This window comes from Streptomyces sp. NPDC044064, from assembly GCF_056434245.1.
Genome location: NZ_JBWKFN010000047.1, coordinates 1 through 12,553 on the forward strand (window position 1 = coordinate 1; position 12,553 = coordinate 12,553).

Here is a 12,553-nt window from a genome sequence, read left to right on the forward strand (position 1 = left end):
CCCCCCCCCCCCCCCCCCCCCCCCCCCCCCCCCCCCCCCCCCCCCCCCCCCCCCCCCCCCCCCCCCCCCCCCCCCCCCCCCCCCCCCCCCACGCCGACAACTCCCGCTCCAGAGGCGTCCGGAAGCGCGGAGTCACCTTCGTCGCCCCCAGCCACCCCCGCAGCCGCTCCGCCTCCGCCGCGACCGCCGCCTCGGCCTCCCGGCGTACGCCCGGCCCGGTGATGCGCCAGACGATCTCCCCGTCCGCCCGCTGGGCCCAGCCGCCCACCACCCTGCCGTCCCACCACACCGTCGGACCCACGTTGCCGCTGCGGTCGAAGAGGCTGGGGCGCAGCTCCGGGGCGAGGTACCAGTCGCGCTGCTGCCAGGCCATGGCGGTCGGGTCCAGCCCGGGGAGCAGGGCCGCCCAGGATTCCCCGGGGGCCGCGACCGGCTCCGTGTCCCCGTCGGCGACGTAACCCGTGCCCCCGTCCAGGGAGACCTCCTGGGCGCCGATCGCGGACAGGGCACGCCGGACCTCGGTGACCCGCCAGCCCGTCCACCACTTCAGGTCCGCCTCCGTCGCCGGGCCGCACGCCCGCAGCCAGCGCTCCAGCAGGTCCGCCTGGGCCCGCGCCGGGTCCAGTTCGGGATGTTCGGGCGCCGGCGCCCAGCGGAACTGGCCGGACGTCCAGGAGCCGAGCGGACGGCCGCGGACCACCTTGCCCTCGACGCCGAGCACCCGAAGCAGGCGGGAGGAGACCGTGTGGACGCCCTCGTAGCTCTTCCCGGCCGCGTACACGAACTGCTCGCGCAGACGCGGCTCGTCCGCGGTCAGCTCCGCCGCCGTCGCCTGGCCGCGCCGGCCCAGCGCGGCCAGCGCGGACGCCTCGACCTCCGCCAGCCAGTCCGCGTCCGGGGCGCCCGCCCTGGCCATGTCCTTGAGCAGGGAGGTCCGCTCGCGGGCGGCCACCGTCAGGCCCGTCGACGCGTGGACGACGGCCGTCAGCCCGGTCGGGAACACGAACACCGTGTGCCGCATGCCGTGCATGCGGACCAGCGTGCGGTCCTCGTACAGCGCCCGCTCCGTCTGCGGCACCGCCTTCGCCGGGTCGGCGAGCCGCGCCGCCACCGCCAGGTACACCGTCGCCGGGTCCGTGCCGTGCAGGGCCACCAGCGATTCGGCGACCTCCTCGGGCCGCGCCGCCCGCGCCGGGCCCGCCAGACGGTGCCGCAGGGCGAGCCGGGCCCGCCGCTCCGCCACGTCGATGTGCCGCCGTCCGTCACCCATGCCGACCTCCCCGTCGGTCCACCATGCCCTGCCCGCATCGTCGCCGACGCCACTGACAGTCGGCACCGTCACCCGATCGGCGTGCCCGGCATGCGCACGCCCACCCCCACGCCCTTCACTGCGAACAGGAGGTGACGGGAAGGGCGAGGCCCCGCAGAGAGAGGCTGCCGTATGAGCATCCCCGAGGAGCGTTTCCGGCGCGGTACCCCCGAGGACCGGGCCCGGCGCGGCAAAGAGGCCCGAAAGCACGCCCCCCGCTCCGCGCACGCCCTCTGGCTCCCGTCCGCCGGCCGGCGCGATCCCGTCGCCGTACTGGAGCGGCAGGGCCGGGACCGGCTGCCGGAGCTGCTGCCGATCCGGTACGGGCGGATGGCCGGCTCGCCGCTGGCCTTCCTGCGCGGCGCCGCCGCGGTGATGACGGCCGACCTCGCCGCCCAGCCGCACACCGGGCTCACCGTGCAGCTGTGCGGCGACGCCCACCTGCTCAACTTCGGGCTCTACGCCTCCCCGGAACGCAGCCTGCTCTTCGACCTCAACGACTTCGACGAGACCCACCCCGGGCCCTTCGAGTGGGACGTCAAACGGCTCGCGGCCAGTGTGACCGTGGCCGCCCGGGAGAACGGGCACACCAGGGCCGGGGAACGGGCCGCGGCCCGGGCGGCCGCCGCCGGGTACCGCACGGCCATACGCCGCATGGCCGGACTCGGGGAGCTGGCCGTCTGGTACGAGCAGGTCGACGCCGAGAGCCTGCTGCCGCTCGTCCGCTCCGCCCGCCGCCGGCGCCGCCTGGAGTCGACCCTCACCCGGGCCCGCCGCCGCACCAGCCTCCAGGCGCTGGGCAGCCTGACCGAGGTGGTGGACGGGCGGCGCCGGATCGTCCACGACCCGCCGCTCCTGGAACCCGCGGGCGCGCCGGACATGGCCTCCCTGCGCAAGATCTTCTGCGACTACCGTTCCACCCTCGCCGAGGAGCGCCGCCATCTCCTCGACCGCTACCACTTCGTCGACGCCGCCCGCAAGGTCGTCGGCGTCGGCAGCGTCGGCATGCGCTGCTTCATCGTGCTGCTCGCCGGGCGCGACGCCGACGACCCGCTGTTCCTGCAGATCAAGGAGGCGCGGTCCTCGGTGCTCGAGGAGCATCTGCCGAGCGGGCCGTACGTCCACCCCGGGCACCGGGTGGTCGCCGGGCAGCGGCTGCTGCAGTCCGCCACCGACATCTTCCTCGGCTGGATGAGCGGGCCGGAGGGCCGCTCCTTCTACTGGCGTCAGCTGCGCGACATGAAGGGCTCCGCCGAGGTCGCAGGTCTGGACCCGGCCGGCCTGCTCGCCTACGCCCGGCTGTGCGGCACCACCCTGGCCCGCGCCCACGCCCGCTCCGGCGACCGCATCGCCATCGCCGCCTACCTCGGTGGTGCCGACACCTTCGACCACGCCGTCGCCGACTTCGCCGTGTCCTACGCCGACCGGACCACCGCCGACCACGCCACCCTCGGCGCGGCCATCGCGGCGGGGGTGGTGCAGGCCGAGCCGGGGGTGTGACCGGTCGCTCAGCCGTACCGTTCCAGCAGCCCGCGCACGTACGCCTCCAGCCGCCCGGCCAGCACCTCCGGCGTCAGATCCGTGCGGCCCAGCTCCCGCCAGGGGCTGGCCAGCTTCTGCGCGTCGGGGGAGTGGGCCAGCGCGTCGAGCAGCCGCCAGTACAGGTGGTCCGGCCCGTCCGCGAGCCGGACACCGCCCAGCTCCTCGTACCGGTCCCGGAAGGCGAGGCCGTACCCCGGGCCGTGCAGCAGCGCCAGGGCCGTCGAGCAGTGGGCGACGTCCAGGTCGGCGGGACCCCACGAGGTCTCCACCCAGTCGACGACCCCGCTGATGCACAGTCCGTCCCCGGCCCCCGTGAAGAGCACGTTCCCGGGGTGGAAGTCCCGGTGCAGGAAGCGGCCCTCGTACGGCGGCGGGTCGCGGCGGATCACGTCCACCGCCCGCTCCCACATCGGTCCGTCCGGGGTGCGCGCCCGCTCGGGCGAGGTCCACGCCTGATACGAACGCGGCCGCTGCCGCGGTACGACCGTGTGGATGCGGACCAGCTGGGCGGCGAGCAGGTCCAGGCGCCGGTGCAGGGACTCCGGGTCCTCCTCGTCCACCCGTACCAGACCCGGCAGCCGGGTCATCAGCAGCGAGGGATGGTCGCAGTGTTCGCCGGTCGCGTCCACGGCGACCAGCGCCGGGGCCGGGATGCCCTCCTGCCCCGCCAACAGGCTGAGCACACCCGCCTCCCGGGACAGCAGGCCCGGGGCGTGCCGCCGGAAGAAGGGCTTCACGAACGTACGCAGCACCAGCTCCTCACCGTCGTCGAGGGTGAGCCCGCGTATCTGCGAGGACCAACCCCCCTGGAGCGGGCGGGAGCCGGCGACCGTACGGCCCTGCGGAAGCCGCTCGGCCACCCACCGCCGCGTCGCCGCCCAGCCCTGCTCCTCGAGCCCGCACAGCAGGGACGCGACGAACTCCCGCCGGTCCTCGGCGTGGTCACGGAACCACAGCCCCAACCGGTGCTCGGCATCCGGGAGTTCGAAGCGGGTGTACTGGGCGCGCGCCGCCAGCGCGTCCTGGACGGCCTCCGTCACCTCCGGCGGGATCACCGCGTCCGTGCCCGGTACCGCGAGCACCGCCCGGCCCTCGTACGCCCGCAGGGCCGTGAGCGCGGGGGAGTTCCGCCAGCTGCCGGGCGCACGGATGATCTCGCTGAATCTCCCCCCGCTGTTCCCGAAGGGCAGGTCATGGGCCTCCGGCGCGTACACCGCGGGCGCGCACAGGCCCACGGCGGCCACGCGCGGGCCGTAGTGCCGCACGAGATCCGCGACCGTCTGCCCGCTCATGCTGAACCCGACCAGGACCAGCGGGTCGTTTGCCGGAGCGTGCGCGTCGAGCACCGCGACCGCCTGCTCGAACCGCCGGCGCAGGCTCAACTCGCCCAGCGTGCCGCTGCTTTCGCCGTGCCCGGAGAAGTCGAAGGCCAGAGCGCGGCAGCCGTGCGCGGCGGCCTCGGCGAGCAGCGGCCGCAGCCGCTCCTTGCTGCCCTTGCCCGCGCCGTGCAGGAGGACGACGGTGGCCCGTCCGGAGCCGCCGCCGTACAGACCGCTGAGGCGTTCGCCGTCGTACTCGTGAGTGAAGGGGATCGGCTCGCTCATGACACCCATTCACTCACGGAAATCGGGATGCACTCCGAGTGACGGCGTCCCTACGCTGGTTTCACGCCGATCACACATCCACGCGAACGGAGGACCGTCATGGGCACCATCGTCCTGTCCGGGACCGCCGTCCTGGTGATCCTCGGATTCGGGAACCACAACTGGTGGCTCGCCGCCGTCGCCGTGCTCTTCCTCCACGTGCGGTACGGGCGGGGCCGGACCCCGTCCACCGGAGGGGGGCAGCCGGGCGGGCCCACCACCTATCAGGCCTACCGCGAGCGCCGGGACCGGCAGGCCAGGTGGGAGCGCCGCTACCGGCGCGAGCGGCCCTTCGAGGCCCGGCGCCAGGAGCGCGAGAAGAGCAGGTGAGCAGCCGAGCCCCCGGTCACAGGCCGGGGGCTCCCCACACCGGGAACCAGCGGCTCAGGTCCTGCTCGGTCCTGAGGTCGTTCGCGAGCACGGCCTTCACCTGCAACTCCAGCGCGCTGTCCCGGCGTTCGGCGGCGCCGGGCAGGGGCGCGAAGGGGTAGAAGGTGCCGCGCTTGTAGAGGTAGACGAGGGCCAGACGCCGCTCCCGCTCGTCCCGGAAGGCGGCGAGGGAGCACAGCAGCTGCGGCCCGAAGCCGTTCACCTCCATCGAGCTGTTCACCGCGTGCAGGTCGTTGACCAGCTGGGGCAGCTGGTCCGGGGGCCGCCGGGAGACCAGCCAGGAGTAGCCGTAGCCGTCCTGGACGAGTTCCACCGGGGGGCCTCCGCCACGTTCCGCGTCCGCGTCGAGCAGTGCCTGGACCTCCCGGCGGGTCTGTTCGAAGGCCGCGCCCTCGACCGTGGCGAAGCACACCGCGCCCTCGCCGGTCGGCGTGAACCCGGCCGCGGCCTCGAGCGTCACGGCCGCCGACGGCAGCGCGAACAGCTGGTCGAGGTCGGGCGCGACGGGCTTCGTGCGCCCGAGCAGGATGTCCAGCAGCCCCAAGGTTCAGCCCGCCTTCCGTAGCCGTCGCAAGTTTTCAGCCCGCCTTTCCGGGAGCGGCCGCCTCACCCAGCTCCGCGGAGATCCGCCCGAGCTGCTCCAGCCGCTGCTCCAGGGTCGGGTGGGTGGAGAAGAAGCGCTCGATGCCGGGCTCCTTGCCCGTCGCCGGGGTGAAGTAGAAGGCGTTGAAGGCCTGTGCCGTGCGCAGGTCCTTGGTCGGGATCCGGGCGATGTCCCCGGTGACCTTGGTGAGCGCCGACGCCAGCGCCGAGGGCCGGCCGGTCAGCAGCGCGGCCGCGCGGTCCGCCGCCAGTTCCCGGTACCGGGACAGGGCCCGGATCAGCAGGAAGCTGATCGCGTACACGGCCGCCGAGACCCCCATCACGGCCGCGAACACGACGGCGGTGTTCTGGTCCCTGCGGCCGCCGAAGAGCTGCGAGTAGAAGGCGAACCGGACGATCAGTCCCGCGATCACCCCGAGGAAGGACGCGATCGTGATCACGGCGACGTCCTTGTGCGCCACGTGCGACAGCTCGTGCGCGAGCACACCCTCAAGCTCCGCGGGCTCCAGCCGCCGCAGCAGCCCGGTGGTCACACAGACCACGGCGTGGTCGGGATTGCGCCCGGTCGCGAACGCGTTCGGCATGTCCATGTTGGAGACGGCGACCACCGGCTTCGGCATGTCCGCGATCGCGCAGAGCCGGTCGACCACCGCGTGCAGCTCGGGGTACTCCTCGCGCTCCACGACCTGCCCGTGCATGGCGAACATCGCGATCCGGTCGGAGAACCAGAACTGCGCCACGAACATCGCCCCGACCAGGACCACGACCAGCAGCCAGGACTTCAGCAACACGATCAACGCGGCGACGAAGGCCACGTACAGCAGCCCGAGCAGGAACATCGTGACCGTCATCCGCACGGTCAGACGCCGATCGCTCCGGAAGCGGCTCTGCATCTTGCATCACCCCGCAGTCAGGCACTCGTCCCGATGTCCAGTGTGCACCTGCGGAATGCCATAAGGAGGTCGCGAGCAGACCTAGGGGCAGCAAAGGCTTCCTGTGAGTCCGGGCGCCTCAGCCCAGGTGGGCGCGGGCCCGGCCGAGCAGCTCCGCGACCTCGGCGTCCGCTCCCCACGGCAGGGTCCGCCGCACGGCCAGTTCGGCCCGTGTGCGCAGCCGCTCGTCCGTGTCACCGAGCAGCGCCACGGCCGCCCGCAGCCGTACGACGCCCCCGCGCGCGTCCAGCAACCGGTACGCCGACACCCGTACCCAGCGCGGCCGCCCCGCCGCCAGCCGCTCCGCCAGCCACCCCTCGGGCAGCAGTCCGGCCGAGGGGAGCAGGGCGAGGGTGGCCTCGCCGACGACCCCGGGCGCCGGATCGTCCAGCAGCCGCCGCATCCGCGGCAGATCCGTCACGTCCAGCGTGCGCAGCCCGGCCACCGCCCTGGCCCGCACGCCGGGCACCGGGTGGTCCAGCAGCGGCCACAGCAGGGCGGCGTCCGCGTGGGTCCCGCACTCCGCCAGCCCGATCGCGGCACCCGGCGGCAGCGCGGGGTCACCGGGGTCGGCGCACCGGTCCCGGTACCAGGGCAGCGGATCCGTCCCGTGCTGGCGTACGACATACCGGGCGCAGGCCCGAACCAGCGCGGACCGGTCCGCCAGGAACCCGACGGCCGACCCGGGCCGCTCCAGGCGCCGCAGCGCGGTCACCCCGGCGGACCGGGCCCGCGGACTGCGGGCGCCGAGCAGCGCCCCCAGCACCTCCTCCGCGTCCTCTTCCCCCATGGCGGCCAGGGCGGCATCGGCGCACAGGCTCTGGACGACGGCGTCGTCGTCCCGGGCGGCCGCGCGGGCCAGCTCGGCGGGGGAGAGCAGCCGCTCCTCGACGGCGAGGCGGTACGCGAAGCGGCGTACCGGGCGGTCGGAGGAGGCGAGGAGGGGCGCCAGCCGCTCGCCGGGCGCCCGCCGCAGCACCTCGCTCAGCAGGCCGAGGGCGAAGTCGCCCCGGTGGCGGTCGGCGAGGCGCCGGACCAGCGGGGCGAGCCGTGCGGCCGCCTCCGCGTCCAGCGCCTCGGCGAACCGCTCCCTGGCCCGATCCCGCACCGGCTGTGCCCAGTCGGTACACCGCACGGCCACCAGCGGCAGCAGCGCCGGAAACCCGGCGACCCGGCCCAGCGCCCTGTGCCGGATCCGGCCGTCCCGGTGACACAGGGCGAGTGCGAGCTGCCCCTCGGTGAGCGGGCCGCCGGCGTGCAGGGCGGCCGTCAGCGAACGCCCGCCGGCCGTCTCCTCCCAGGCGGGTACGACGTACGGCGGGAGGTACCACTCCTCCGCCCGCACCTGCTCGTCCAGTCCCAGCCAGGCGCTCGGGTCGCTCGTGTCGATCACGTCCCGCAGCACCGAGCCCTCGGCCAGCCGTCGCGCGGCCCGAGCCCCCTCGCGCATCCCCTGAACTCCCGTTGTCTCTAGTACGGAGAACGCATCTGCGCGTACCCGAGCAGCACTATCACCGCGGCCACGCAGCCCAGCACCACGACCGTCGACACCCACGACGACCGCCGCGGCCCCACCGGGTCCGGGTCGGCGCGGAACGGCGCCGGGTCCGGAGGGTTCTCCTTCCAGCGGGCGGCGAGCATCCGGGCCCGTGCGGAGGGCTCCTTGTGCTCGGCGGAGTTCGCCCATCTGTGATCGAAATCGCGCTCCCAGTTGTCCTGTTCGGACATCCCCGTTCAACCTCTCTCGTCGGACAGAACCAGGAGGATGATCCCCCGAGAGTAGGAAGCATGGGAAGCGGCAAAGGTTGCCCAGGATGCTGGGTGGTCACCGGACGGCTAGCATTTCCGGTGAGAGCCGCACCGCAGGGTGTCCGACGTCGTCTGCCCTGCTTCTCCCACTCGTCGTGCGGCACCCCCTACCCGCGCCGGACTCCTCACTCCCTGGTCGCGGCCATCCGTCTCGTGCCCGGAAAGCCGCACGAGGGGTGGAAGGAAGGTGGATCCATGAATGCACATCGTGCGCGGCGTATCGCCGCAGTGTCCGCCGTCGGTGTCCTGATGCTCGGCGGAGCCGCGATCAGCACGGCAGGTACCGCGTCGGCAGCAACCTCGACCCACGTGTCCACCAACCGTGGCTGCTTCAACAACGGCTGGCGGGGCAACTGCTTCGGCAACAACGGCTTCTTCGGCTTCAACAACGGGTTCGGCTTCAACAACGGGTTCGGCTTCAACAACGGGTTCAACACTCCCGTCGTGGTGGTCGTGGTGAGCTGACGGCCACGGCCACGGCCGGAAGGACACGGGTCGTAGACAACGGCCAGGGGCCGCCACCGGGAGCGTTGTTCCCGGTGGCGGCCGTGTCGTGAACGGCCGGTGGCGGGGGTGGGTGCGCGGGTACGGTCGGGGTGCTGGATCCGACCGTGTTCGAGGGGGCTTTGGTGGCGGGCGGGGACCGGGACCACGTCGATTTCCGGGGTGGTTTGTTCAACGGCCCGGTCACGGGCAAGAACATCCACTACCACGGAGCATCGCGGCCTCCCGCCGCGTGGCCGCATCAGGTGGGGGTGATTCCGCCGCGGGCGGGCTGCTTCCAGACTCGGGCCGAGGTGGTGCGGCTGCGTGAGGCACTCACGGGTGGGCAGGCTGCGGTCCTGGTGGGGCAGGACACCGTGCACGGTCAGGTGCTGGCCGGGATGGGTGGGGTGGGCAAGACCCAGCTGGCCGCCGACTACGCCCGCACGGCCTGGCGGGCCGGTGAGCTGGATGTGCTGGTGTGGATCACCGCGAGCAACGCCACCGCGGCCGCGTCCGGGTATGCGCAGGCCGCCGTGGAAATCCTGGGCGCCGACCCCGCCGACCGGGAAGCGGCCGCGGGCGCGTTTTTGGCCTGGCTGGAACCCAAGGCGAACGCCGAGCCGTGCCGGTGGCTGGTCGTCCTCGACGACGTCATCGACCCCGCCGACCTGAACGGATTGTGGCCGCCGGCCGGCCCGCACGGCCGGACCCTGGTCACCACCCGCCGTCAGGACGCCGCCCTGGCCCTGGCCGGTCGTCTGATCAAGGTCGGGCTGTTCACCGGGGCCGAATCCGTCGCCTACCTCACCGCCGCACTCGGTGCCCGCGAGCGCCACGAGCCCGACGAACAGCTGACCGCGCTCGCCGAGGATTTAGGGCACCTGCCGCTCGCGTTGTCTCAGGCGGCCGCCTACCTCATCGATGCGGGCATCAGTGCTGCCGCCTACCGGGCTCGGCTGGCCGACCGTGCCACCCTGCTCGCCGACGCTGCCCCGGAGGTCCTGCCCGACGGCCAGACCCAGACCGCGGCGGCAGCCTGGTCGCTGTCCGTCGACCGCGCCGACACCCTGCGCCCGGCCGGTCTGGCCCGACCCATGCTCCAGCTCGCCGCGTTCCTCAACCCCAACGGCATCCCCGAAACCGTCCTGACCAGCGCACCCGCCCTCGACCACCTGACCCGGAACCGCAACACTCCCGTGTCTGTCACTGAAGACGAGGCGGTCGGTGCACTGCGGGCGCTGAATCGGCTCAGCCTCATCGACCACACCCCCGCCACCCCCCACCAGGCCATCCGCGTCCACCAGCTCATCCAGCGCGCCACCCGCGACACGCTCACCCCCGACCAGCACGACCAGCTCGCCCACGCTGCCGCCGACGCCCTCATGGCCGCCTGGCCGGACATCGAACGCGACACCGAACTCGCCCAGGCCCTGCGCGCCAATGCCACCACCCTCACCCGCACCGCCGAGGACGCCCTCCACCGGCCCGACGCGCATACGGTGCTGTACCAGGCCGGAACAAGCCTCGGCGAAGCCGGCCAGGTCACCGCCGCCACAACCCACTTCCAACGCCTGACCCAGACCACCGGCCACCGCCTCGGGCCCGACCACCCCCACACCCTGACCGCCCGCAGCGAACTCGCCCGGTGGCGGGGAGAGGCGGGGGACGTGGCCGGTGCCGCGGCTGCGTGCGAGGAACTGCTGGCCGACCGGGTTCGGGTGATGGGTGAGGATCACCCCGACACCCTGACCACCCGCAACGACCTCGCCTACTGGCGGGGGGAGACGGGAGACACGGCCGGCGCCGCAGCCGCGTACGAACAGCTGCTGGCCGACCGGGTCCGGGTACAGGGTGAGGACCACCCCGACACCCTGACCACCCGCAACAACCTCGCCTACTGGCGGGGGAAGGCGGGGGACGTGGCCGGTGCCGCGGCTGCGTGCGAGCTGCTGCTGGCCGACCGGGTTCGGGTGTTGGGTGAGGATCACCCCGATACGTTGATCGCCCGCAACAACCTCGCCGGGTGGCGGGGGGAGGCGGGAGACGCGGCCGGTGCCGCAGCCGCGTGCGAGCTGCTGCTGGCCGACCGGGTTCGGGTGCTGGGTGAGGATCACCCCGACACCCTGACCACCCGCCACAACCTCGCCTACTGGCTGGGGCAGGCGGGAGACACGGCCGGTGCCGCAGCCGCGTGCGAGCTGCTGCTGGCCGACCAGGTTCGGGTGCTGGGTGAGGATCACCCCCACACCCTGGCCGCCCGCAACAACCTCGCCTACTGGCGGGGGAAGGCGGGATGGACCCCCCGCGCCTGAAGGCCGACGGCATCCGGCGCCGAAAAGCCGACGGCCGGCTCTCCCGTGCGGGGAGAGCCGGCCGACGGCCCACAGACGGCCCAGGGGAGCGGAAGAACGCTCCGACCTGGGGCGATATCACACGTCGAAGTACAGCTCGAACTCGTGCGGGTGCGGACGCAGCTGCAGCGGCGCGATCTCGGTGGTGCGCTTGAGGTCGATCCACGTCTCGATCAGGTCCGGCGTGAACACGTCGCCCTGGAGGAGGAACTCGTGGTCGGCCTCGAGCGAGTCGAGGACGGCCGGCAGCGAGGTCGGGACCTGGGCCACGTTCGCGTGCTCCTCGGGAGCCAGCTCGTACAGGTCCTTGTCGATCGGCTCGGCCGGCTCGATCTTGTTCTTGATGCCGTCGAGGCCCGCGAGGAGCAGCGCCGAGAAGGCGAGGTACGGGTTGCCGGAGGAGTCGGGCGCGCGGAACTCGACGCGCTTGGCCTTCGGGTTGGAGCCCGTGATCGGGATGCGCATCGCGGCGGAGCGGTTGCGCTGCGAGTACACCAGGTTGATCGGCGCCTCGAAGCCCGGGACCAGACGGTGGTAGGAGTTCACCGTCGGGTTGGTGAAGGCCAGCAGCGACGGGGCGTGCTTGAGGATGCCGCCGATGTAGTAGCGGGCGGTGTCCGACAGGCCCGCGTAACCGGCCTCGTCGTAGAACAGCGGGTCGCCGTTGGTCCACAGCGACTGGTGCACGTGCATGCCCGAGCCGTTGTCACCGAAGATCGGCTTCGGCATGAAGGTCGCGGTCTTGCCGTTGCGCCAGGCCACGTTCTTCACGATGTACTTGAAGAGCTGGAGGTCGTCGGCCGCGGCGAGCAGCGTGTTGAACTTGTAGTTGATCTCGGCCTGGCCGGCGGTGCCGACCTCGTGGTGCTGGCGCTCGACCTTCAGGCCCTGCCTGTCCAGCTCCAGGGAGATCTCGGCGCGCAGGTCGGCGAAGTGGTCGACCGGCGGGACGGGGAAGTAACCGCCCTTGTAGCGGACCTTGTAGCCACGGTTGTTCTCGACGGCGCCGGTGTTCCAGGCACCCGCCTCGGAGTCGATGTGGTAGAAGGACTCGTTCGCGCTGGTGGCGAAGCGGACGGAGTCGAAGACGTAGAACTCGGCCTCGGGACCGAAGTACGCGGTGTCCGCGATACCGGTCGACGCGAGGTAGGCCTCGGCCTTCTTGGCCACGTTGCGCGGGTCACGGGAGTACTGCTCGCCCGTGATCGGGTCGTGGATGAAGAAGTTGATGTTGAGGGTCTTGTCGCGGCGGAACGGGTCCACACGGGCCGTGGAGAGGTCGGCGCGCAGAGCCATGTCGGACTCGTGGATGGCCTGGAAACCACGGATCGACGATCCGTCGAAGGCCAGCTCCTCGTCCGGGTCGAACGCCTCGACGGGCACGGTGAAGTGCTGCATGACGCCCGGCAGGTCGCAGAAACGGACGTCGACGAACTTGACGTCCTCGTCCGCGATGAACTTCTTGGCCTCGTCGGCGTTCTGGAACAT

10 protein-coding genes and 1 pseudogene are annotated in these 12,553 nt (G+C 72.9%); 4 read left to right on the forward strand and 7 right to left on the reverse strand.

All coding sequences use genetic code 11. The annotated features are described in order from the left end of the window. Positions 1-91 precede the first annotated feature (91 nt). Positions 92-1,270, reverse strand: a pseudogene (locus tag AC07DS_RS43230) (winged helix DNA-binding domain-containing protein); the annotation flags it as partial. Positions 1,271-1,441: 171 nt separating this feature from the next. On the opposite strand from AC07DS_RS43230, the gene AC07DS_RS43235 reads away from it, so the two are divergent. After that, positions 1,442-2,809 carry a DUF2252 domain-containing protein gene (locus AC07DS_RS43235; protein WP_479154221.1) on the forward strand — a complete coding sequence of 456 codons (1,368 nt, stop codon included), beginning with the start codon at positions 1,442-1,444 and terminating at the stop codon, positions 2,807-2,809. An 8-nt stretch (positions 2,810-2,817) separates the two neighbouring features. Here the strand turns inward: AC07DS_RS43235 and AC07DS_RS43240 are convergent, their stop codons facing one another. Beyond that, positions 2,818-4,455, reverse strand: a complete 1,638-nt coding sequence (locus AC07DS_RS43240) for an alpha/beta fold hydrolase (RefSeq protein ID WP_479154222.1) — start codon at positions 4,453-4,455, stop codon at positions 2,818-2,820. A gap of 99 nt (positions 4,456-4,554) precedes the next feature. Between AC07DS_RS43240 and AC07DS_RS43245 the strand changes: the two genes are divergently transcribed. After that, complete coding sequence (locus AC07DS_RS43245) at positions 4,555-4,824, forward strand: hypothetical protein (protein ID WP_479154223.1); 270 nt, start codon at positions 4,555-4,557, stop codon at positions 4,822-4,824. A gap of 16 nt (positions 4,825-4,840) precedes the next feature. Here AC07DS_RS43245 and pspAB read toward each other — a convergent pair whose 3' ends face one another. The 4 genes from pspAB to AC07DS_RS43265 all read right to left on the reverse strand — a co-directional run bounded on the left by pspAB (position 4,841) and on the right by AC07DS_RS43265 (position 8,147). After that, entirely contained in the window at positions 4,841-5,428 is a 588-nt protein-coding gene (gene pspAB / locus AC07DS_RS43250; RefSeq protein WP_479154224.1) for a PspA-associated protein PspAB, read from the reverse strand. A 34-nt stretch (positions 5,429-5,462) separates the two neighbouring features. Continuing rightward, entirely contained in the window at positions 5,463-6,380 is a 918-nt protein-coding gene (gene htpX, locus AC07DS_RS43255) for a zinc metalloprotease HtpX (protein ID WP_336111971.1), read from the reverse strand. A 118-nt stretch (positions 6,381-6,498) separates the two neighbouring features. Further along, on the reverse strand, positions 6,499-7,869 hold the full coding sequence (locus AC07DS_RS43260) for a hypothetical protein (RefSeq protein WP_479154225.1): 1,371 nt from the start codon (positions 7,867-7,869) through the stop codon (positions 6,499-6,501). Between the two features lie 20 nt (positions 7,870-7,889). Beyond that, positions 7,890-8,147 (reverse strand): SCO2583/SCO2584 N-terminal domain-containing protein, encoded by a 258-nt coding sequence (locus AC07DS_RS43265; RefSeq protein WP_479154226.1) that lies wholly within the window; start codon positions 8,145-8,147, stop codon positions 7,890-7,892. Between the two features lie 276 nt (positions 8,148-8,423). On the opposite strand from AC07DS_RS43265, the gene AC07DS_RS43270 reads away from it, so the two are divergent. Together AC07DS_RS43270 and AC07DS_RS43275 are read left to right on the forward strand one after the other, a co-directional pair. After that, entirely contained in the window at positions 8,424-8,693 is a 270-nt protein-coding gene (locus AC07DS_RS43270) for a hypothetical protein (RefSeq protein ID WP_479154227.1), read from the forward strand. 131 nt (positions 8,694-8,824) lie between these two features. Continuing rightward, on the forward strand, positions 8,825-11,026 hold the full coding sequence (locus AC07DS_RS43275; protein WP_479154228.1) for a tetratricopeptide repeat protein: 2,202 nt from the start codon (positions 8,825-8,827) through the stop codon (positions 11,024-11,026). A gap of 117 nt (positions 11,027-11,143) precedes the next feature. Here AC07DS_RS43275 and glnA read toward each other — a convergent pair whose 3' ends face one another. Continuing rightward, positions 11,144-12,553 carry a type I glutamate--ammonia ligase gene (gene glnA / locus AC07DS_RS43280; RefSeq protein ID WP_479154229.1) on the reverse strand — a complete coding sequence of 470 codons (1,410 nt, stop codon included), beginning with the start codon at positions 12,551-12,553 and terminating at the stop codon, positions 11,144-11,146.